Source organism: Rhizobium sp. SAFR-030, assembly GCF_059415005.1.
This window is the reverse complement of record NZ_JBPFDO010000005.1, coordinates 282,070-302,493: the sequence shown is the minus strand read 5'-3', so window position 1 is coordinate 302,493 and position 20,424 is coordinate 282,070. Positions and strand designations below refer to the sequence as shown.

The following is a 20,424-nucleotide window of genomic DNA, read 5'->3' as shown; positions in this document are numbered from 1 at the left end:
CCTGACGTCATGCCTGTCGACGATGCCTTCTCCCGCCGCGGCATGGCGATCCTCTACGACAGCTTCAACGCGCACGGCGCCGACCGCGATTTCTACCTCGATTTGGCCGTAGATCCTTCGCGGATTCTCGATATCGGCTGCGGCACCGGACTGCTGACGCTGGCCCTTGCCGCGCGAGGCCATGACGTCACCGGCGTCGATCCAGCAGCCGGAATGCTGTCTGTTGCCCGCGACAAGGACGAGGCAGGTCTGGTTCGCTGGATCAAGGCCGGAGCCGATCAGCTTGAGCTTCCGGAGCGTTTCGATCTGGCGATCATGACGGCGCACGTCTTCCAGGTGTTTCTCGACGACCGGGAGACTTCGGCGGCGCTGACCAACATCCATCGACACCTGGGCCCGGGGGGACGGCTCGTTTTCGAGAGCCGCAATCCCGATGCCGGCGCCTATAACGGCTGGACGCAGGAGCGGACCCGCCAGACTGAAGAGGTGCCGGGCATTGGTCCGGTCGAGGTGTTCTACCAGGTCCGCGAGCGCGACGGCGAGCACATCACTTTCGATGCTGTGTTCACGCTCCTCGAGACCGGAGAGCGGCGGATCAGCGAAAGCACGCTGCGCTTCGCGCCGAAGGACAAGATCGTCGCGCTCGTCGAGGAGGCGGGCTTCCGGATCGAGTCGGTCTTCGGCGACTGGGACCGCTCCTCCTTCGGCCCGGCGAGTCCCGAGATCATCGTCATCAGTGCCGCCTGAGGCTTTGCTCAGGGACGAGCAGGCCGCAGACGGCGCCAGAGACGCCCGTCGATGGCTGCCAGCCCCGCTGCCACCAGCAGCAGACCGAAGAGATGGCGTAGTTCCAGCTCTTCGCCGAGAACAAGCGCTGCAAGCAAGATGGCGCTAGGCGGGATGAGGATGGTCACCAGCATGAGATTGGTGGCGCCGGCCGTCGCGAGAATGCGGAAGAACAGCAGGTAGGCGAGCGCCGTCGACAAGATCGCCAGGCCGAGCAATGCCGCGACCGTCTGCCACTCCGGAACCGGCATCGTCCAAGGCTGGTCGTGGAGAAGGGCTACCGGCACGAGCAGGACCGACGATGCCGTCACCTGCCCCGCCGCCGGCATGATCGGCGCCAGTCCCATGCGCTTGAAGCGCCGCCCGAAGATGCCGGCAAAGGCATAGCTCAAGGCCGCCGCCAGAACCGCAAGCTCGCCCCAGATCGCTCCAGTTTCGCCTGCGAAAGCAGAGGGGCCGATCATCCAGGCCACACCAAGGATGCCGATCAGCACGCCGGCCAGCCGGTTGGCGGTCAGCTTTTCGTCGGTCGTCAGCCAATGGGCGACGATCACGCCGAACAGAGGCGTCGTGGCATTGAGGATCGCAGCGAGACCGCTGGCGATCTGCGTCTGGCCCCAGACGATGAGCGTGAAGGGAATGATGTTGTTGAGAAACCCCATGCCGAGGAAGGCGAGCCAGACCTAACGCCCTTTCGGGACCGGCTGTCCGGACAGAAAAACGACGCCCCACAGGACGAGCGCCGCCAGCAGCACGCGTGCGGCCACGATGGTGAGCGGCGGCCATGCCTGCACCAGAATGCCGTTGAACAGAAACGAGCCACCCCAGAGGATGGACAGGGCTGCCAGCATCAGCCATTCGAGCGCGTTCATCTGTCGTTGCATCGGCCTCTCCGTCGGTCTCTGCTGCTATTCGATCGGCAGCGCGACCGCCACCCGAAACAAGACTGTCCCGGTGTTGCCTTCCACCCGCACCGGCGTCACTTAGCCTTTGCCCAGACATGCAGCCATTCTGTCGCCAGGCGATCGTAGCCGCTGCCGGTCTCACCGATGATCTCCAGCGAAGCCCACGGCAGCGTTGCATAGGTGGCCTCAAGCTCTTCCGCCGACGGATAGTTGTAATAGCGGCCGAGGCCGTCGCGCCCGTCGATGTCGCCTGCCTTGTAGCTCGCATAGAAGATCCCGCCCGGTCGCAGCGCCCGATGGATGCGGGCGAGAATGCCGGCAAGCTCTGGCCGTGGTACATGCAGGAGACAGGCGTTCGCCCAGATGCCGCCGAACGTGCCGACCGCTTCGATATCGGCAAAGCGCAGTACCGGAACGTCGACGCCAAGGCGCCGTGCCGCCTCCTCGGCCATCTCCTGGGTGCCGTCGGTCGGAACGACATCCAGGCCGCGTCCGATCATCCAGGCGCTGTCGCGGCCGTTGCCGCAGCCTAACTCCAGGACGCGCGCATTCTCTCGAAGCTGAGCCACGAACCGCTCGAGCCGGGTATGGTTCGGCTCTCGGCTGTGCGCCGCATAGGCGGCGCTGTTGCTGGCGTAGAAGAGGTCGGTTGGATCATCGTCGACTGCCATCCGGGGCCCCACCCCGCCTACCGTTGTGACAGGAGAAGCTTGGTGCCGAAGCCGACGAAGACGGTCGCGACGCCGAGATCGATCTTGCTCTTCGCCTTCAGGTAAGCGGCAGCCACGCGCGGATGGGTGATCAGGCCGATGAGGCATGTGTAGTAGCAGGCAGACACCGTGACCATGACGGCGATCGCTGCAAGTCCATACAGGAACGGCGTGCCGGCCGGCATGGTGACGGCAAACAGGCTGGCGACGAAAAGCGCCGACTTCGGATTGGCGAGATTGGTGGCAAGCCCCATGCGATAGGCCGTCTTCAAAGGCACGGCGATCCTGGCCGTCGCCAGTTCCGGCGCCTGGCGTGCCTTGCGGACATCGAGGAAGACGCGCAGGCCGAGCCACACCAGATACAGGCCACCGACGATCTTCAGCGCCAGGTAGGCGAAGGGTGCCGCCTGGAACAGGGCATTGATACCGAGCCAGCCGGCGAGCCCCCAGAGGAAGGTACCGGTGATGGTGCCCATGGCCGCGACGATCGCCACCTTGCGCGGCGCCGTCAGGCAATAGCGGATGACCAGCAGCGTGTTCGGACCGGGCGTGATGCAGGCAACCGCCCAGATCGTCGCCACCGACAGAAGAAACATCAGACGCCCCCGCTCATCAACCTTGCCGTTGATGAGCCATCGCCAGGCAAACGTCAACGGCTGGAACAGCAGAGCCGGCATGCCTTCTCGGGCGCGCCGGCTCGATCTCATCTGCAGGCCTGATAGATCAGGCGTTGTTCTCGTTGATCAGGCGCTTCAGAAGCTCGATCTCGTGGCTGAGCTTGGTGTCGCCGGAGATCAGGTCCTCGATCTTGCGCACCGCATGCAGGACGGTCGTGTGGTCGCGGCCGCCGAAACGCCGGCCGATTTCCGGAAACGACCGCGGCGTCAGCGTCTTCGCCAGATACATGGCGATCTGCCGCGGCTTGACGATGACACGCGTGCGGCGGTTGGAGACCAGCTCCTGGCGCGACACGTTGTAGTGCCGGGCGACGATCCGCTGGATGTCCTCGATGCGAACGCGCTTGGCTTCGCCGGCACCGACCAGGTGGGCGAGAAGTTCGTCGACGCGTTCGATCGACAGTTCCGGCTCGAACGAACGGCGGAAGACCAGCTGGTTGAAGGCGCCTTCCAGTTCGCGACCGGAATTGGCGACATTGCGGGCCACGTGGCTGAGGATCTCGTCCGGAATGTCGAGCGCGGCATCATCCTGGCGGGCGATTTCGAGGCGACGCTTCAGCATCTCGAAACGCATCTCGTAGTCCGGCGTCTCCATCTCGATGGCAACGCCGCCCTGGAGGCGCGACCGAACGCGCGGGTCGAGCGATTCCAGCTCCCACGGCGCGCGGTCGGCGGCCACCACGACCTGCTTGGCACTGTCGAGCAGCATGTTCAGCAGATGGCAGAACTCGTTCTGGATCATCTTGCCCTGCAGGAACTGCATGTCGTCGATGATCAGCAGATCGATGTTGCGCAGCGACTCCTTGAGGGTCAGGGCATCATTGTCGCGGATGGCGGTGGCGAACCGCCACATGAAGTATTCGGCGGTCAGGTAGACGACGCGCGGATTGCGGCTGCTGCCGACGGCAGCGTTGGCGACCGCCTGGAGGAGGTGCGTCTTTCCGAGGCCGACGCCCGAATGGATGAACAGCGGGTTGAAGCGGACAGCACTCGCGCCGGCTTCGGCGATGGTCTTGGCGGCTGCCATCGCGACGCGGTTAGACGGACCTTCGACGAAGGTGTCGAAGGTGTAGCGGAAGTCGAGCGGCGAACCGAACAGCGGGGTGCCGTGGCTTTGACGGGCGGCAGGCAGCGGCTGTGCAGCGACGGGAAAGCTGGCGATCTGGCCGAGTGCCTGCGGGCCCGTGCGGCGCTGCGGCTGCGGTGCTGCCAGTTCGCCGGCGACCGCCGGGCGGTCCTCGCTGGCCGGGCGGATCGCACGGCTTGCGGTGCGCACCAGGATCTCCACCTTGAGGATCTCCGGGTCTTCCGCCTGCAGGATGGCGGTGATCTGGTCGAGATAGCGGTTGTTGATCCAGGACTTCAGAAAGGTGGTCGGCACGCTGAGGCGCACGACGCTCTTGGACGATGAATGCAGTTTCAGACGACCGAACCAACTGGCGTAGACTTCCGGTCCTACCTGAGCCTTCAAGCGCGCGCTGAAACGCTCAAATAGTGCATCATGCTTCATGTCCGATTTTTTCCCTTCCGCCTGGGAGCAAATTGAAACGCCAGACTCCGAGGCCTGGTTCCCACTCTCCAGCGCCCGGGTCGATACCGTATTCATCTGCATTCTGTGCCGCCTTTTCAATCGTTGCCCGCCGGCCGGATTGCCCGACCGTCAAGATATCTGTTCTTTCGTGCGAGGGTCGGTTTCTCGTCAAACCGCCCATGCCCCATCTCGTTCGGCTGCGCCGCGTCGGCACTGCCCGGCAAGGTCAGAAAGCCGACCAGCCGCGGACGCTCCCCAAGCGCCCCTTCGAGATCCCCACCTCGTGACAGGGGGTCTCAAAACATATCCTTTCACTGCCAGCAGATGCGACGCCCCGCACCCGACACACTGAGCATTCCAGGTTTTTCATCGACACACAGAGACTGGCCCGGTTACCGCATGATACCCGGTGCACAACTCTGAGTTACGTGAAAAGAACGGGAAGTTACCTGAACCCGTTGCAAGCGCCAAAGGGCCAATACGCCGGTAAAACCGGTGTGCATCAGGACCTTCCCGGGAAGTTCTCCCCGCTCTTGCTGGGCTTATTAAGGCAGGATCGAGAGGCGAGATCAACGATGAATTTTACGCAAAATCTAGAGCCGAGCGTTGACTCTCAGGCGCCAATTTGACTCGGCAGACCCCCACCGGAGGAGAATCTCAGTCGAATCAAAGGGATTCAATTTTGGCCGTCTGCGGGAGGATGTGTGACGGCGTCAAAATAAAAATTCGCTTGACCGCATGCCGGACCCGAGGCGTCCCCAACAAATTGGCCCGACAATGGGCCTCCTCCATCATCTGTTTGAAAAAACTGAGCTTTTTCTGTCATGCCGGCGTCACAGGCGCGGCTAAATCAGCCAGTTCTAATTTCCAAACGTCAGGAAACACGAAAAGCCCGGTCAATGACCGGGCCAATTTCGTGACAGATGTTTATGACGGAATTAGGCCGAGAGGGCCTTCACGCGCTGTGCCAGACGCGACACCTTTCGCGATGCCGTGTTGCCATGCATGACGCCCTTCTGGGCGGCGCGCTGCAGTTCCGGCTGAGCCGCCCGCAGGGCTTCGGCTGCGATTGCCACATCACCCGTTGCGATCGCTTCTTCGACCTTGCGGATGAAGCCACGAACGCGCGAGCGACGAGCCTTGTTGATTGCGGTGCGGCGTGCGATCTTGCGGGTCGCCTTTTTCGCCGAAGTTGTATTGGCCATCTCTGCCTCTCTTCGAATTCGAACAAAAACTCCCCCGCCGCCGCGCCTGGTCCTTGCGACCTGTCATCCAGCAATTTGGGAGCAATGGAGGAAGCCGTCAAAGGCTTTCCCAACTGTGGGCGGCGATATAACCGGAATGCGGGTTTCAGTCAACGCGCATTTTTCACCGCAGCTGCCTTCCTCTTCCCGGAATGCCGCCAATCATGGATTCAATCCTGGCAGACTGGGCAGAAGAAAGTCGAGCGGCCGGACTGGACGATGCGGCTTACCGTGCCGCCGCAGCCGTCCCGCCGGCAGGGCTCGCCCTCCCGATCATAGACCGAAAAGCTGTGCTGGAAATAGCCGAGCGAGCCATCGGTCTGGATATGATCGCGCAACGAGGATCCGCCTGCGGCGATCGCATCGGCGATTACCTCGCGGATCGCCGTCGCCAGCACCGGCAGCGCCGCCTTCGCCCGGCCGGTCGGCGTCACCAGGCTTCCGGCCTTGCGTTTCGGCGAAAGCCTCGATCGCCATAGCGCCTCGCAGACGTAGATATTGCCAAGCCCGGCGATCACCGTCTGGTCGAGCAGGATGCCCTTCAGCGGCTGCGCGCGGCCCCTGAACCGCTCCGCCAGATAGGCGGCGTCGAGGAGGTTGCCGGTCGGCTCCGGACCGAGCCCCGAAAAGGCCGGATAGAGATCGAGATCGGCCCGCGGCCACAGATGCATGAAACCGAAGCGCCGGGGATCGTTGTAGACGACCCGCACCGGCCGGCCCTCGTGCTCCAGGTGAAAGATCACGTGGTCGTGCTTCTCGTCCTTGAAGCGCGGGTGGTGGAAGGTGCCCGGAACCTCGGCCGCATCGTCCTCCTCGATGCGGAAGGAGCCGGACATGCCGAGATGGGCGATCAGCGTCGTGCCGTCATCGAGGTCGATCAGCAGGTATTTCGCCCGCCGACCAAGACCGATGATGCGCCGTCCCGAGACGCGCTCGGCAAATGCTTGCGGGAAGGGAAATCGCAGATCGCCGCGGCGTGTCTCCAGGCGCCGGATCGTCGCCTTTTCCATTGTCGGCGCAAGGCCGCGCCGCACGGTCTCCACCTCTGGCAATTCGGGCATCGGTTTCCTAAGTTCCTGTTTCCAACGGCGTGTCCGGTGCTTTATAGACCAGCGCAAAGTGCCGCACCTGCGGCGAAAGATAGTATCGCGGCCGCGACTTCGCTATGGTCGCTTGGCGAGCATCGAGAGGATAGTGAAGCCCATGGCCGATAGCCGAACCTCAGCCGAAGGCGGCATGGAAACCTCCTATGGCTTCCGCGACGTGGCGGAAGGCGAAAAGCAGGGCCTCGTCAACGACGTCTTCCACAAGGTGGCCAAGCGCTACGACATCATGAACGACGTGATGTCGGCCGGCATGCACCGGGTGTGGAAAGACAGCATGGTCGCAGCGCTCAATCCGCGACGGGATCCGTCCTACAAGGTTCTCGACGTTGCTGGCGGCACCGGAGACATCGCATTCCGGATCGTCGAGGCATCGAACCGGCTGGCGCACGCCACCGTGCTCGACATCAACGGCTCGATGCTCGGCGTCGGTGCGGAACGGGCGGCCAAGCGCAAGCTTTCCGACAATCTGACTTTCGTCGAGGCGAACGCCGAGGAACTGCCGTTTCCGGCCAACAGCTTCGATGCCTATACGATCGCCTTCGGCATCCGCAACGTGCCGCGCATCGATGTGGCGCTGTCGGAAGCCTACCGGGTGCTGAAGCGCGGCGGTCGCCTGCTGGTGCTCGAATTCTCGGAAGTCGAGATGCCGTTGCTCGACCGTTTCTACGACCAGTGGTCGTTCAAGGCGATCCCGCAGTTCGGCAAGATGATCACCGGCGAAGCCGAGCCTTACCAGTATCTGGTGGAATCGATCCGCAAGTTCCCCAACCAGGAAAATTTCGCCGCGATGATCCGCACCGCCGGTTTCTCGCGCGTCACACATACCAACTATACCGGCGGCATTGCCGCCCTGCACTCCGGCTGGAAGCTGTAGGTATGACGACAGGCTGCAAACGAGCCGGAGCGGGCCGATGAGCACGATCGGCGCCTATTTCCGCCTTGCCCGCGTCGGCTGGGTTCTGGTGCGCGAGGGCGTGGTTGCGGCTTTGCCGAGCCAGGGCCTTCCACCGATCGTCGTGCTTGCCAAGTCCGTCGCCCAGATTTTCACTCGGCCGGCCTCGATCCAGGAAAGCCGCAGCGTTCGCCTGACGCGGGCGGTCGACCGGCTCGGACCATCCTACGTCAAGATCGGCCAGTTCCTCGCAACGCGCCCGGACGTCGTCGGTGTCGACTGGGCACTGGACCTGTCGATGCTGCAGGACCGCATGGCCTTCTTCCCGACCGACATCGCCAAGAGCAGCATCGAGATGTCGCTCGGCCGGCCGATCAGCGACCTCTATACCCGCTTCGACGAGCCGCTGGCGGCGGCCTCGATCGCTCAGGTTCACCAGGCCAGCGTACGGTATCCCGACGGCGACCGGACGGTGGCGGTGAAAGTGGTGCGGCCCGGTGTGCGCCAGCGCTTCGCCCACGACATCGAGAGCATGTATCTGATCGCCCGCATGCAGGAACGGCTGATGTCGTCGGCCAAGCGCCTGCGGCCGATCGAGGTGACACGGACGCTTGAGCAGACCACCAAGCTGGAGATGGACCTTCGGCTCGAGGCCGCAGCACTGTCGGAAATCGGCGAGAACACCAAGGACGATCCGGGCTTCCGGGTGCCGAAGGTGGACTGGGAGCGTACCGGCCGCGACGTCATCACCATGGAGTGGATCGACGGCATCAAGATGTCGGACGTCGATGGCTTGAGGGCTGCGGGCTACGACCTGGAGAAGCTCGCCGAGACGCTGATCCAGTCATTCCTGCGCCATACGCTGCGCGACGGCTTCTTCCATGCCGACATGCATCCCGGCAACCTGTTCGTCGATCCGAACGGGTTGATCGTCGCGGTCGACATGGGCATCGTCGGGCGGCTGGGCCGCAAGGAACGCCGGTTCCTCGCCGAAATCCTCTACGGCTTCATCACCCGCGATTACCTGCGCGTCGCGGAAGTGCATTTCGAGGCCGGCTACGTTCCGCCGCACCACGATGTGGCAAGCTTCGCCCAGGCGATCCGCGCCATCGGCGAACCGATCCACGGTCAGCCGGCCGAGACGATCTCCATGGCCCGTCTGCTGGCCTTGCTGTTCGAGGTGACCGACCTCTTCGAGATGCAGACACGACCCGAGCTGATCATGCTGCAGAAGACCATGGTCGTCGTCGAGGGCGTGGCGCGCATGCTCGACCCGCGCTTCAACATGTGGCGGGCGGCAGAGCCCGTGGTCGGCAGCTGGATCCGCGACAACTTGGGACCCAAGCGGATCGTCGCCGACATGCGCGACGGGCTGAAGGCGGCGATGAAGCTTGCCGAGGCGGCACCGGATATCGCCGCAAAGACGGAGCGCTTCCACCAGCAGCTGCTGCACATGACGGAGCACGGCGTGCGTTTCGACCCAGCTACGGCGGAAGCGATCGGTAAATCGGAAGCCAGACACAGCCGATTCGGCCGTGCGGCGCTCTGGGTAATCGCCGCGGCGATGGTCTACATCGCCATACAGATCAGTTGACCGCAGGGCGGCTGGCGTACGGAGCGCAGTGACAGGCGGATGCGCGGCGACCAAGGCCTTCATTTCGCCCGTTTCTTCATGGTTTGTTAAGAAAACATTCCTTGGAGATGGACTAGATGGCGCTTGGCGCTTCGCACCGGCTGCATGACGGGGTCGCCGCCGTCGAAACCATGACCCGCTTTGCGCTGGCCGTACTGGCGCTGGCCTCCGGCGTCTACACCTATCTCGGCGTCCGCAGCATCCTCGACGGCTCGCCGACGGCTGTCTTCTTCGCCGCCATCATCTATTCCGGCTCGGTGTCCGTCGCCATCTACGCCTTCTGGTCCTACATGGCGCGGTTCTTCCCGCATGTGACGGGACCGGCGGCACGCGGCGCGATGCTGGGCGTCATGGCGCTCGGCTGCGCGATGATCATCGCCATGTCGAGCTGGCTGAACGCGGCAGCACTTGCCGGATCCGCCGCTCTCGAGCAGCATCTGGCGGAGACGGTCGAAGGCTATACCGGCGATCTCGATCGGGCGCACCAGAACGCGCTGGCAGCCCAGAGCCTGCTGCCGGACATCCAGCGGGCCTCCGAGCGCTTTGCGCAGCTTGCCGATGCCGAGCGCCAGTCCGGCGCGCTCACGGGCACCACGGGCGCCGGCAGTGTCGTCGCCCTGCTGTCGCAGATGTCGGCCCAGCTGAAGGAGCTGGAGAACGGCATCAATGCCTCGCGCGAGCAGGTGGCAAACCTGTTCGGCGAAGGCCAGAAGCGGCTTGAGACCATGCGTACGCTGGTTTCGGCGCCGGGTGCCATCGCTCCGCGCGCCGACCAGTTCTCGTCGGAGGTCGTGGCGCTGACGGGCGTCGTCACCTCGCTCAACCAGACCTCCATCGCGCCCTCCATCCGCCGCGCCGCCGATGATCTTTCACTGGGCTTCATCGCGCCGGTGGCGGATGGCCAGGCAGCTGATCTCGCCAACCGGCAGGACCAGGTGATGGAGACGATCCGCACATCGGTCGCTGCCCAGTCCAAGGTGCTGAGCCAGGCCGCCGACGAGATCCTGTCGCGCCCGCCGGTCGCGGAGCGTCGCTTCGTGCCGCTGTCTTCTGCCGAGGCCGTGCTGCGCTATGCCTCGGACTTCATTCCGGCCTGGGCCGGCGCCATCTCCATCGACCTTCTGCCGGCCGTGCTGGTGTTCATTCTTGCCACGGTCCACGGCGCCATCCGTCGCCAGGAGGAAGGCCTGCCGTTTGCGCAGCGCATCACCGCGGCCGAACTGCTGGAGGCGATCGAGGTGCAGCGGGCGCTGGCCGATCGCGGCATCGACATCCGCGAGGCCGTGGCAAGGGCCGACGAGCGCGACCGTGCGGACGCGCTGCGGCAGGAGCCGGACACGGATCCTCGGTCGCGGGAGGATTTCAGCGAGCCGGCAGGCCATGAACCGGCGACCACCGATGCGGATGATCACAAGGTCACCAGCCTTGAACTCGGCAAGCTGCCGCGCAAGGGTCCGACCTCATGAGGTGTGGCGCATGAGGCCCAACCAGGCGCTTGGCCGCTTCCGGCACGCGGTTGCCACCGCCGACGACGGCGTGCTGATGCGCGGCGCCTTCTTCGGCCTGCTGGCGACGGCGGCGGTGTTTCTGGTCATCGACGTCCGCGAGATCTACCAGACAGCCAGCCAGGAACTGCCGGGATTCGATCCGCAGCGAACCGGCCAGCCGGTGCTGCCGCCGGCACTCACCGACGGAAAGCCGCACGAGGCCCCGGTGCAGCCGGAGACCGATGCCGAGGTGCTGCGCCAGCCGATCCGCTTCGAGTTGAAGACCGGCGGGATCCTCAGTGCCGAGGGCGCCATCGATCCCGGTGCCGCGGCACGGTTCCAGCAGGAGATCGAGACGCGCGGCGAGTATGTGAAGGTCGTCTCGCTCAATTCTCCCGGCGGGGCGGTGGAGGATGCGCTCGCCATGTCGACGCTGATCCGCGAGAAGAAGCTGACGACGCGCGTTGCCAAGGGTGCGCTCTGCGCCTCCTCCTGCCCGATCGTGATGGCTGGCGGCATGGTGCGCGAGGCGGAGAAGGATGCGGTCATCGGCGTCCACCAGGTGTTCAACGGCGGCACGGATCGTCCCTCTCCCGAACAGGCGATGTCCAGCGCCCAGACGACGACCGCACGCGTGGCGCGCCATCTGGACGAGATGGGCATCGGTTCGGGCCTTTGGTTCCATGCGCTGGAGACGCCGCCGGACAGGCTTTACTATCTGACTGAGGCGGAGCTGAAGCAGTTCAAGCTGGTGACCGAGCCGCCGGCCACGGCCAGGAAGAAGTCCTGAACTCAGCCGTTGACGGAACCGTTTCCATTTCCGTGAAAAGGCTTTAGGTTCCGGCCGAACCCCGACGGGAGAGGTCCATGGAGCTTGCCGGCAAGCGCGTCCTTCTGATCATTTCCGGCGGCATTGCCGCCTACAAGAGCCTCGACCTCATTCGCCGCCTGCGCGAACGGGGCGCAAGTGTGCGTCCGGTGATGAGCCGCGCGGCGCAGGAGTTCATCACTCCGCTTGCGGTGGGGGCACTGGCTGCCAGCCATGTCTACACCGATCTGTTTTCCCGCGAGGACGAGCAGGATGTCGGCCACATCCGGCTGGCGCGCGAGTGCGACCTGGTGGTGGTGGCACCGGCAAGCGCCGACCTGATGGCGAAGATGGCGCATGGGCTTGCCGACGACCTGCCGAGTGCCGTGCTGCTGGCGACCGATCGTCCGGTGCTGCTGGCACCAGCGATGAACCCTGTCATGTGGAACGCCGCGCCCACGCGCCGCAATATCGAGACCCTGAAGGCCGACGGCCGCCACATGATCGGTCCCATGAGAGGCGAGATGGCCGAGAGTGGCGAGGCCGGCACCGGCCGCATGGCCGAGCCGCTGGAGATCGTCGCGGCTGCCGTTTCCCTCTTGGCGCCGGGCGAGAGGCCGCTTGCCGGACGCCGCGCCATCGTCACCTCCGGCCCGACGCATGAGCCCATCGATCCGGTGCGCTACATCGCCAACCGCTCGTCGGGCAAGCAGGGCCATGCGATCGCCGCAGCCCTTGCAAGGCTCGGCGCAGACGTGACGCTGGTGTCCGGCCCGGTGACGATCGCCGATCCTGCTGGCCTGCGCACCATCCATGTGGAGACGGCCGAGCAGATGCTGGAGGCGGTTCTCGGTGCCTTGCCTGCCGATATTGCCGTCATGGTGGCGGCTGTCGCCGACTGGCGGGTGGTCGGGGCGGCAGGCCAGAAGATCAAGAAGCTGCCCGGTTCAGCGCCGGCACCGCTTGCGCTTGCGGAAAACCCCGACATCCTGAAGACCATCGGCCACCATGCTGAGCGGCCGACCTACGTGGTGGGCTTTGCCGCCGAGACGCAGGATGTCGAAGACAACGGGCGACGCAAGCTGCAGGCCAAGGGCGCCGACATCATCGTTGCCAACGATGTCTCGCCCGACACAGGCATCATGGGTGGCGATCGCAATCGGGTGAAGCTGATTTCGAAGGCCGGCGTCGAAGAGTGGCCGGATCTTGGCAAGGACGAGGTCGCCGCGCGGCTGGCGTCACGCATCGCCGCAGAACTTTCGGGCGGCTAGGCGCGATCAGACGAAACCGCTGGCGAGGCCTGCGGCAGCACCGAGCCCCAGCACCGCCACCGGATGCGCGCGGGTGAAGATCGTCAGGGCGGCGGCACCTGCCGTGATGACGGCAAGCGGCAGCGAGTGAACGCTGGCGACCGTGATGACCGAGGCACTGGCGGCCACCAGGCCGGCGGTGACCGGCACCAGTCCGCCCTGCACCACCGCCCGCCACGGCCGGTCGCGAAACCGTTCCCAAAGCGTCACCGCAAAACAGGTGATCAGCGACGAGGGCAGGAATTTTGCGAGCGAACTGACCGCCAGGCCCGGAAGCCCCGCGACATGCCAGCCGATCAGCGGCACGATCATCATGTTCGGGCCGGGTGCCGCCTGCGCCAGAGCAAACAGGGCGCTGAACTCCTGCGGCGTCACCCAGTGCTGCACCTCGACCACGCGCCGCTGCATTTCCGGCAAGATGGAATTGCCGCCACCAAAGGCGATCAGCGACAATTCGGTGAAGATGACGGCAAGCGCCACAAGCGTCGGGATCATCGGCGCATCCTCCAGCTGATCAGAATGGAAAGCGGCGCGAGGCAAAGCATCGTCGCCAGCAGCGGCATGCGCAGCAGCGCAATGGCGACGAACATCGCCGCCACCACCGCCAGCGCCCAGGGTTGCCCGAGAAGCGGCCGCATCACCTTCCAGGCAAGCGAGATAAGCAGGCCGGCAGCGGCAGCCGCGAGGCCGGCAAACAGCGCCTGTACCTGCGGCTCGTCGCGGTAGCGATCGTAGACGACGCCGAGACAGATGACGATCACGGTGGGTGCCGCGATGATGCCGAAGATCGATGCCAGCGCACCGCGCCAGCCGCGGAACCGCATGCCGACGGCCACCGACATGTTGATGATGTTGCCGCCCGGCAAGAACTGGCAGAGCCCCAGCAGATCGGTAAACTCGTCCGGTGTCAGCCAGCGGCGATCCTCCACCAGCATGCGACGCGCCAGAGGCAGAACACCGCCAAAGCCGATCAGCCCAAGGCCGAGAAAGCCGGTGAAAAGTTGCGCGCAGGTCGGCGCGGGTGCGACTGGCTCAAGCGTGATCGGCTCCGGTGTGAGCGGCAGCGGCAGATCGGCTGCTGGATTGAACGGGGGCTCGCTCCGCGGATCGGACATAGCTGTCTTCCTTCGTTTGTCCGCTTTCGCCTAGACCTTCGCTGTACCGCTGTCCAATATATGGTTTCTGCCCATTCCATATATCAGAGGTATCGCATGCTGGAGCTGCGCCATTTCCGTTATGCCGTCGCGGTCGCCGAGGAAGGACACGTCACGCGGGCTGCCGCCAGGCTGGGTATCCAGCAGCCGCCCCTCAGCCAGCAGATCAAGGCACTGGAGGAGATGATCGGCGCGCCGCTGTTCCGCCGCCTGCCACGCGGCGTCGAATTGACCGATGCGGGCCGCGCTTTCATCGACCGGGCGCGACAGGTGCTGGCCGACGCGGACGGCGCGATGGAGGCGGCGCGACGGGCTGCACGCGGGGAAACCGGGGCGCTGGCGATTGGTTTCACCAGTTCTGCCGCGTTTCACCCACTGGTGACCAGCGTCATGCGCGGATTTCGCCTGTCGGCGCCCGACCTCTCGCTGCGTCTGGAGGAGGGATCGACCACGGAGCTGACAGCCGAACTCGCGGCCGGACGGCTGGACGCCGCCTTCATCCGTGCAGGAAGCGAACGGGCGGCGATCGATCGGATGGACGAACTGGTCATCGAGCAGGTGGACGAGGAAGAGATGCTGCTCGCGGTTCCCGACCACCATCCGCTGAGCGCCTCGCTTGCCGCCGAACGGATCGATCTGGCAGACCTCGCCAACGAGACCTTCATTCTCTATCGCCGGCCGAGCAGCCAGTTTCTCTACGACCAGATCATTGCCGCATGTCGCGCTGCCGGCTTCAGTCCGCGGATTGCCCAGGAGGCCCCGAAAATGGTGTCGACGCTGAGTTTCGTGGCTGCGGGCCTGGGCATGTCGGTGGTGCCGGAATCGATGGCGCGGCTGGAAACGTCCGGCGTGACCTATCGCCGTTTCACGCAGAGCGGCAGGCTCGTCGCACCGCTCTACCTCGCTTTCCGCAAGGATAGCGGCGGCGCGCTGCAGCGCTTCATCGAGGCGGTACGGCAATCGGCCCGATCAGCAACGAATATCCACTCGCCGCCTCAGGCAGCTTCCGCCAGACCGTGAGGCGCAAATCCTACAGTCGACATGCCGGCCTCGGAGACGGTGACGGCGCTGCCGTCGGGGATTTCCATCCACGCGTCGACATCATCGTTCAGCGGCTCGGACACCAGGCAGTGGCCGGTCCTGCCGCCCATCGGCGCCGCATAGAGGGTCGGCGGACGATGATCCGTCGCGTAGCGGACGGCATAGAGCGTATCGCCATCGGAGAACGCCGCCGTAAACCGCACCAGCGGATCGAACTGCTGGTCGAGAGACAGCTGCTCGACGACGGCGATCGTCCGGGCCATTGCGCCAAGTGGATCCTCGGCCAGCCCCATCTCCAGGGCCATCAGGAAGAGCAGTTCGGAATCCGTCGTGCCGGTGCGCGTGTTGAACAACGCGTCACTGAGCGATGCTTCCATCCGCCGACGGATGCGGTCGAAGCCGGCGATCTGGCCATTGTGCATGAACGACCAGCGGCCATGAACGAACGGGTGGCAATTGTCGCGCCGCGTGCCGCCATTGGTGGCCGCCCGGACATGGGCGAGGAACAGCGGCGACTTGATCTGCCGGGCAAGGCTGCGCAGATTGCAGTCCGACCAGGCCGGGAGAATGTCGCGGTAGCGCCCCGGCTCCGGATGGTCGCCGTACCAGGCAATGCCGAAACCGTCGCCGTTGGTCGCGGTCTTGGCACGGCTGGCACAATGGCTCTGCTCGATGAGCGAATGGGCGGGGGAGGAGACGAGCTCCTCGAGATACAGCGGATTGCCGCGATAGGCAGCCCAACGACACATGATCCAGTCCTGCTCCGATCACCGCCCAACGCGGCCAGAAACGAGTCGAAAGGATCGAACGAAAGGGTTAATCATTGGTTACCGCGCCGCCTGCTCAGCTCACTCTCAGCCGGCGCGCACTGCGGGTCTGATTACCTGGCAGCATCGGAGCGTGACTGGTCTGCCTCGGCTGAGGGTTGCCTTCTCGCCGGCCTCTCCTACATTCGTCCGCATGTTACCGACCGATACATCACGTGAAGACGGCGCCTCTGCGCCGCAACCGGATGGGCAGGTGCTGAGCGTTCTGCGCAGCCAACCGCAGGCCTACGCTCTCTTCCTCGACATCGATGGAACGCTGGTCGATCTTGCCGAGACGCCGGATGCCATTGTCGTACCGCCGGATCTGCCCTCCCATCTCCAAGCGCTTTCGACGCATCTCGACGGAGCGATGGCGCTGGTGACCGGCCGCGCCCTTCCCTATGCCGACCGGCTGTTTGCACCGCTTGTCCTGCCGATCGCCGGCCTGCACGGGGCAGAGCGGCGACGGGCGGACGGCAGCATCGATGCCGCCGACGCCGATCCCGCCTTCAACACGCTGAAGCGCTCGCTGGAGCGGGTGACCGCGGACTGGAAGGGCGTTCTGATCGAGGACAAGGGGGGCGCCGTTGCCGCGCACTTCCGCCAGGCGCCGGAATGGCAGCGGTCGCTGGAGGCCGTCATGAATTCGGCGCTTGAGGAAGCCGGTCCTGACTATGCCCTTCAGAAGGGCAAGATGGTCATCGAGATCCGTCCGGCGCGCGCCAGCAAGGGCGCCGCCGTGCGTGCCTTTCTGTCCGAACCGCCATTTGCAGGCCGCAAGCCGATCACCATCGGCGACGACCTGACGGACGAAGCCATGTTCAAGGCTGCCAACGAGCTTGGCGGCCTGTCTATTCGCATCGGGGAGCCCGGCCATACTGCCGCGCAAGCCACGATCCCGTCCACCGATGCCCTTCGGGCGATCCTGCGCGATCTGGCCGCCGGGATGAGCGGCGGGACGGGACATTCCGGGGAGAGTTTTGCGTGAGCCGACTTGTCGTCATTTCCAACCGAGTTCCGATGCCGGAAAAGAACGGCAACGCGCCGGCCGGCGGTCTTGCCGTGGCGCTTCAGGCCGCTCTCGAAGAGCGCGGCGGGGTGTGGATGGGATGGTCCGGAAAATCCAGCGGTGCCCGTGAGCCGGCGCCCCTGGAACTGACCGAGCGCGGCAACATCACCTATGCGCTGACCGACCTGACCAAGACCGACGTCGAGGAATATTACCACGGTTTCGCCAACCGGGTGCTCTGGCCGATCTGCCACTACAGGCTCGATCTTGCCGAATATGCGCGCAAGGAAATGGCCGGCTACTTCCGGGTCAATCGTTTCTTCGCCCATCGCGTTGCGCCGCTGATCAAGGAAGACGACGTTCTCTGGGTGCATGACTACCACCTGATCCCGCTGGCCGCCGAACTGCGGCAGATGGGCTTCAAGAACAAGATCGGCTTCTTCCTGCACATCCCATGGCCGCCGGCTGACGTGCTGTTTGCCATGCCGGTGCATGAGGAGATCATGCGCGGCCTGTCGCATTACGATCTCGTCGGCTTCCAGACCGACCACGACCTCGAGAATTTTCGCGGCTGCCTGGTGCGCGAAGGGTTCGGCAACGCCATCGGCGACGGGCTGTTCACCTCGAACGGCCGCACCTTCAAGGGCGACTTCTATTCGATCGGCATCGAGACGGCCGCGTTCGCCGAATATGCGCGCAAGGCCGCCAACAGTGTGATGGTGCGCAAGGCGCGCCAGAGCATGGAAGATCGCGACCTGATCATCGGCGTCGACCGGCTGGATTATTCGAAGGGCATCACCCAGCGGATCGATGCCTACGAATCCTTCGTCAACCGCAACCCTGCCGCCCAGGGCAAGGTGACCTATCTGCAGATCACCCCGAAATCGCGCTCCGAAGTGCCGGAATACGAACAGATGCAGCGCACGGTCGCCGAACAGGCCGGCCGCGTCAACGGCGCGCTCGGTGCAGTCGACTGGGTGCCCATCCGCTACATCAACCGGTCGATCGGGCGTCCGGTTCTGGCCGGCCTCTACCGGCTGGCGAAGGTCGGCCTGGTTACGCCGCTGCGCGACGGGATGAACCTGGTTGCCAAGGAGTTCGTCGCGGCACAGGATCCGGAAGATCCGGGCGTTCTGGTCCTCTCGCGGTTTGCCGGTGCAGCGCGCGAATTGAAGGGCGCACTGCTGGTCAACCCTTACGACATCGAGGGCACCGCCAATGCTATCGCCCGGGGGCTGACCATGAGCCTTGAGGAGCGCATCCAGCGCTGGCGGGGCATGATGGACCACCTCCTGGAAAACGACGTGAAGCGGTGGTGCGATGACTTCCTAGAGGACCTGGTGAGCGATCAGCCGGTCTCCGCGCCGCCGAGTTCGGACATCAGCCAGGCGCAGAGCTGATCGGTTTCCGGCTTGCGCTCCGCCGGCGGCAGGATCCAGTAGCCGCGCTCCAGGGATGTGAGGACCGGACCTGCCTGGACAAGCAGGCCTGTCGTGAGAAGCTGATCGAGCAGGCCCAGCCAGCCGATCGCCATGCCCTGCTCGGCGATGGCCGCCTGGACCACAAGCGAATAGGTGTTGAAGCGCAGCTCACCCTGACCAGCCGCCTGCGCGTTGCGAACGCCGAGATCCTTCAGGTAGCTCGCCCAGTCGTACCAGGGCGAGGGCCCCTGGGCGTCGAGGTGCAGAAGCGTCGCACCGGCGATCTGCGAGGCATCATCGAGCGGACCGTTGGCTGCGAGGAAACCGGGTGCGCAGACCGGTGCCACCCGCTCCGGCATCAGCAGCGTGCCGATGCGGCCGAACTCGCTCAGCGTGCCGAACACCACCGCCACCTCACCTTCCTCCGACCGGTCGTGATCAGTCCGGTGGGTAGCGACGATCTGGATGTCCATGTCCGGATGACTTTTGCGGAAGGCGTGCATGCGCGGCATCAGCCACAACGACGACAGGGCGTAATCCGTCTTCAGACGGATCGCCGGGCGCTGCGGACGGTGACGGAAGCTCTTGGCCAGCGCATCGAGATCGGCCACGGTGCGCGACACGGTTTCCATCAGTCGCCGGCCTTCCGCAGTCAGCGCCACGCCGCGATGCTGGCGCTGCAGCAGGCTCACCTGCAACTGCTCCTCGATACGGCGGATCTGGTAGCTGACGGCCGGCTGGCTCAGTCCCAGACGGCCCGCCGCCAGAGTGAGGCTGCCAGTCCGCCCGACTTCCTGAAAGATCCGCATCCACCCCAAATCGAATTTCGGCTCTGCCATAGAAATTCCTTGTGGCTTCCATCAAAACAAGCCTACTTCACAGCCCTGTTGAAGCCAAGGTTCAATAAACCGTTCGAATAGAAGGGGACATCGCCATGAAAACCTCAGCCCGAATCCGCCGCATTGTCGCCGGCATCACGCTTTCCGCATTCGCCGCTTCCGGCGCCATGGCCGCCGACGATGCCTCCTGCAAAACCATCCGGCTCTCGGATCCGGGCTGGACCGACATTACCGCCACCAATGGCGTCGCCTCGGTGGTCCTGGAAGCCCTCGGCTACCAGCCGGATGTCAGGACGCTGTCGGTGCCGATTGGCTACCAGTCGATGAAGAATGGCGAAATCGACGTCTTCCTCGGCAACTGGATGCCGGCGCAGAAGGCCTTCATCGACGACCTGACGAACGCCAAGGCGATCGAGGTGATGACGAAGAACCTGGAAGGCGCCAAGTTCACGCTCGCTGTCCCGTCCTATGTGGCAGACAAGGGCGTCAAGGATTTTGCCGACCTGCAGAAACAGGCGGACGGTTTCGGCAAGAAGATCTATGGCATCGAGCCGGGCGCGCCGGCCAACTCCAACATCCAGAAGATGATCGACGCCAATGATTTCGGGTTGAAGGATTGGCAACTGGTGGAATCGGGCGAGCAGGCGATGCTGGCGCAGGTCGACCGCGCAAGCCGCGACAAGTCGGACATCGTCTTCCTCGCCTGGGCGCCGCATCCGATGAACACCCAGTTCGAGATCACCTACCTTTCGGGTGGCGACGCCTATTTCGGCGCGAACTACGGCGGCGCCGAGGTCCATACGCTGGCGCGGAGCGGCTGGCCGGCCAAGTGCCCGAATGCTGCAGCGCTGTTCAAGAACATGCGCTTCGAGATCGGCATGGAAAACGAGCTGATGGGTGCCATCCTTGGCGGCGAGGAACCGAAGGCAGCGGCCAAGGCCTGGCTGAGCGCCAATCCGGCGGTCGTCGAACCCTGGCTTTCCGGCGTCACGACACTGGACGGCAAGCCGGCCGACGCCGCGGTCAAGTCCGCGCTCGGCCTCTGATATTCCCACCAAAGGCAGC

The 20,424-nt window shown here is 64.7% G+C and carries 19 protein-coding genes and 1 pseudogene; 10 read left to right on the top strand and 10 right to left on the bottom strand.

Features of this window, described 5'->3' with window-relative positions; translation table 11 throughout:
- Positions 1-9 precede the first annotated feature (9 nt).
- The gene (locus ACR65N_RS17185) at positions 10-747 is read left to right on the top strand and encodes a class I SAM-dependent methyltransferase (RefSeq protein WP_440457997.1); all 738 of its coding nucleotides are present in this window, start codon (positions 10-12) and stop codon (positions 745-747) included.
- An 8-nt stretch (positions 748-755) separates the two neighbouring features.
- Here the strand turns inward: ACR65N_RS17185 and ACR65N_RS17180 are convergent.
- The 6 genes and pseudogenes from ACR65N_RS17180 to mutM form a co-directional block, all read right to left on the bottom strand.
- Positions 756-1,658: pseudogene (locus tag ACR65N_RS17180) on the bottom strand (DMT family transporter).
- 107 nt (positions 1,659-1,765) lie between these two features.
- Positions 1,766-2,362 (bottom strand): class I SAM-dependent methyltransferase, encoded by a 597-nt coding sequence (locus tag ACR65N_RS17175; protein WP_440457996.1) that lies wholly within the window; start codon positions 2,360-2,362, stop codon positions 1,766-1,768.
- A 17-nt stretch (positions 2,363-2,379) separates the two neighbouring features.
- Complete coding sequence (locus ACR65N_RS17170; protein ID WP_440457995.1) at positions 2,380-3,078, bottom strand: LysE family translocator; 699 nt, start codon at positions 3,076-3,078, stop codon at positions 2,380-2,382.
- A gap of 46 nt (positions 3,079-3,124) precedes the next feature.
- Entirely contained in the window at positions 3,125-4,690 is a 1,566-nt protein-coding gene (gene dnaA, locus ACR65N_RS17165) for a chromosomal replication initiator protein DnaA (protein WP_440457994.1), read from the bottom strand.
- 857 nt (positions 4,691-5,547) lie between these two features.
- Positions 5,548-5,814: a 30S ribosomal protein S20 gene (gene rpsT / locus ACR65N_RS17160; RefSeq protein WP_430306150.1), complete on the bottom strand. Its 267-nt coding sequence runs from the start codon at positions 5,812-5,814 to the stop codon at positions 5,548-5,550.
- Positions 5,815-6,023: 209 nt separating this feature from the next.
- Complete coding sequence (gene mutM, locus ACR65N_RS17155; protein ID WP_440457993.1) at positions 6,024-6,914, bottom strand: bifunctional DNA-formamidopyrimidine glycosylase/DNA-(apurinic or apyrimidinic site) lyase; 891 nt, start codon at positions 6,912-6,914, stop codon at positions 6,024-6,026.
- A 142-nt stretch (positions 6,915-7,056) separates the two neighbouring features.
- Between mutM and ubiE the strand changes: the two genes are divergently transcribed.
- From ubiE to coaBC, 5 genes are all read left to right on the top strand, one after another.
- Positions 7,057-7,833, top strand: a complete 777-nt coding sequence (gene ubiE / locus ACR65N_RS17150; protein ID WP_440457992.1) for a bifunctional demethylmenaquinone methyltransferase/2-methoxy-6-polyprenyl-1,4-benzoquinol methylase UbiE — start codon at positions 7,057-7,059, stop codon at positions 7,831-7,833.
- Positions 7,834-7,870: 37 nt separating this feature from the next.
- The gene (ubiB, locus tag ACR65N_RS17145; RefSeq protein ID WP_440457991.1) at positions 7,871-9,445 is read left to right on the top strand and encodes a 2-polyprenylphenol 6-hydroxylase; all 1,575 of its coding nucleotides are present in this window, start codon (positions 7,871-7,873) and stop codon (positions 9,443-9,445) included.
- Between the two features lie 116 nt (positions 9,446-9,561).
- On the top strand, positions 9,562-10,950 hold the full coding sequence (locus ACR65N_RS17140; protein ID WP_440457990.1) for a hypothetical protein: 1,389 nt from the start codon (positions 9,562-9,564) through the stop codon (positions 10,948-10,950).
- A 10-nt stretch (positions 10,951-10,960) separates the two neighbouring features.
- Positions 10,961-11,761 carry a COG3904 family protein gene (locus ACR65N_RS17135; protein ID WP_440457989.1) on the top strand — a complete coding sequence of 267 codons (801 nt, stop codon included), beginning with the start codon at positions 10,961-10,963 and terminating at the stop codon, positions 11,759-11,761.
- Positions 11,762-11,838: 77 nt separating this feature from the next.
- Positions 11,839-13,050, top strand: coding sequence for a bifunctional phosphopantothenoylcysteine decarboxylase/phosphopantothenate--cysteine ligase CoaBC (gene coaBC / locus ACR65N_RS17130; RefSeq protein WP_440457988.1), 1,212 nt, complete (start codon positions 11,839-11,841; stop codon positions 13,048-13,050).
- A gap of 6 nt (positions 13,051-13,056) precedes the next feature.
- On the opposite strand, the gene ACR65N_RS17125 is transcribed toward coaBC, so the two are convergent.
- Together ACR65N_RS17125 and ACR65N_RS17120 are read right to left on the bottom strand one after the other, a co-directional pair.
- Positions 13,057-13,584 carry a chromate transporter gene (locus ACR65N_RS17125; protein ID WP_430306156.1) on the bottom strand — a complete coding sequence of 176 codons (528 nt, stop codon included), beginning with the start codon at positions 13,582-13,584 and terminating at the stop codon, positions 13,057-13,059.
- On the bottom strand, positions 13,581-14,204 hold the full coding sequence (locus ACR65N_RS17120) for a chromate transporter (protein ID WP_440457987.1): 624 nt from the start codon (positions 14,202-14,204) through the stop codon (positions 13,581-13,583). The genes ACR65N_RS17125 and ACR65N_RS17120 overlap by 4 nt, the downstream gene beginning before the upstream one ends.
- A 99-nt stretch (positions 14,205-14,303) precedes the next feature.
- Between ACR65N_RS17120 and ACR65N_RS17115 the strand changes: the two genes are divergently transcribed.
- A complete protein-coding gene (locus ACR65N_RS17115; protein ID WP_440458129.1) occupies positions 14,304-15,263 on the top strand; it encodes a LysR family transcriptional regulator in 960 nt (319 codons plus the stop codon).
- On the opposite strand, the gene ACR65N_RS17110 is transcribed toward ACR65N_RS17115, so the two are convergent.
- Positions 15,239-16,033 carry a class II glutamine amidotransferase gene (locus ACR65N_RS17110; RefSeq protein ID WP_440457986.1) on the bottom strand — a complete coding sequence of 265 codons (795 nt, stop codon included), beginning with the start codon at positions 16,031-16,033 and terminating at the stop codon, positions 15,239-15,241. The two genes, ACR65N_RS17115 and ACR65N_RS17110, sit on opposite strands and share 25 nt — an antisense overlap.
- A gap of 271 nt (positions 16,034-16,304) precedes the next feature.
- On the opposite strand from ACR65N_RS17110, the gene otsB reads away from it, so the two are divergent.
- Both otsB and otsA read left to right on the top strand, forming a co-directional pair.
- The gene (gene otsB, locus ACR65N_RS17105) at positions 16,305-17,078 is read left to right on the top strand and encodes a trehalose-phosphatase (RefSeq protein ID WP_440457985.1); all 774 of its coding nucleotides are present in this window, start codon (positions 16,305-16,307) and stop codon (positions 17,076-17,078) included.
- Positions 17,075-18,499 (top strand): alpha,alpha-trehalose-phosphate synthase (UDP-forming), encoded by a 1,425-nt coding sequence (otsA, locus tag ACR65N_RS17100; protein WP_430306161.1) that lies wholly within the window; start codon positions 17,075-17,077, stop codon positions 18,497-18,499. The genes otsB and otsA overlap by 4 nt, the downstream gene beginning before the upstream one ends.
- Here otsA and ACR65N_RS17095 read toward each other — a convergent pair.
- Positions 18,448-19,359, bottom strand: coding sequence for a choline sulfate utilization transcriptional regulator (locus tag ACR65N_RS17095; RefSeq protein ID WP_440457984.1), 912 nt, complete (start codon positions 19,357-19,359; stop codon positions 18,448-18,450). The genes otsA and ACR65N_RS17095 overlap by 52 nt on opposite strands.
- 95 nt (positions 19,360-19,454) lie before the next feature.
- Between ACR65N_RS17095 and ACR65N_RS17090 the strand changes: the two genes are divergently transcribed.
- A complete protein-coding gene (locus ACR65N_RS17090; RefSeq protein ID WP_440457983.1) occupies positions 19,455-20,405 on the top strand; it encodes a choline ABC transporter substrate-binding protein in 951 nt (316 codons plus the stop codon).
- The last annotated feature ends 19 nt before the right edge of the window (positions 20,406-20,424 follow it).

Excerpts from the sequence above, each read along its gene's own strand:
- ACR65N_RS17185 (WP_440457997.1), top strand. The coding sequence starts at position 10 with ATGCCTGTCGACGATGCCTTCTCCCGCCGCGGCATGGCGATCCTCTAC.
- ACR65N_RS17175 (WP_440457996.1), bottom strand. The coding sequence starts at position 2,362 with ATGGCAGTCGACGATGATCCAACCGACCTCTTCTACGCCAGCAACAGC.
- ACR65N_RS17170 (WP_440457995.1), bottom strand. The coding sequence starts at position 3,078 with ATGCCGGCTCTGCTGTTCCAGCCGTTGACGTTTGCCTGGCGATGGCTC.
- dnaA (WP_440457994.1), bottom strand. The coding sequence starts at position 4,690 with ATGCAGATGAATACGGTATCGACCCGGGCGCTGGAGAGTGGGAACCAG.
- rpsT (WP_430306150.1), bottom strand. The coding sequence starts at position 5,814 with ATGGCCAATACAACTTCGGCGAAAAAGGCGACCCGCAAGATCGCACGC.
- mutM (WP_440457993.1), bottom strand. The coding sequence starts at position 6,914 with ATGCCCGAATTGCCAGAGGTGGAGACCGTGCGGCGCGGCCTTGCGCCG.
- ubiE (WP_440457992.1), top strand. The coding sequence starts at position 7,057 with ATGGCCGATAGCCGAACCTCAGCCGAAGGCGGCATGGAAACCTCCTAT.
- ubiB (WP_440457991.1), top strand. The coding sequence starts at position 7,871 with ATGAGCACGATCGGCGCCTATTTCCGCCTTGCCCGCGTCGGCTGGGTT.
- ACR65N_RS17140 (WP_440457990.1), top strand. The coding sequence starts at position 9,562 with ATGGCGCTTGGCGCTTCGCACCGGCTGCATGACGGGGTCGCCGCCGTC.
- ACR65N_RS17135 (WP_440457989.1), top strand. The coding sequence starts at position 10,961 with ATGAGGCCCAACCAGGCGCTTGGCCGCTTCCGGCACGCGGTTGCCACC.
- coaBC (WP_440457988.1), top strand. The coding sequence starts at position 11,839 with ATGGAGCTTGCCGGCAAGCGCGTCCTTCTGATCATTTCCGGCGGCATT.
- ACR65N_RS17125 (WP_430306156.1), bottom strand. The coding sequence starts at position 13,584 with ATGATCCCGACGCTTGTGGCGCTTGCCGTCATCTTCACCGAATTGTCG.
- ACR65N_RS17120 (WP_440457987.1), bottom strand. The coding sequence starts at position 14,204 with ATGTCCGATCCGCGGAGCGAGCCCCCGTTCAATCCAGCAGCCGATCTG.
- ACR65N_RS17110 (WP_440457986.1), bottom strand. The coding sequence starts at position 16,033 with ATGTGTCGTTGGGCTGCCTATCGCGGCAATCCGCTGTATCTCGAGGAG.
- ACR65N_RS17095 (WP_440457984.1), bottom strand. The coding sequence starts at position 19,359 with ATGGCAGAGCCGAAATTCGATTTGGGGTGGATGCGGATCTTTCAGGAA.
- ACR65N_RS17090 (WP_440457983.1), top strand. The coding sequence starts at position 19,455 with ATGAAAACCTCAGCCCGAATCCGCCGCATTGTCGCCGGCATCACGCTT.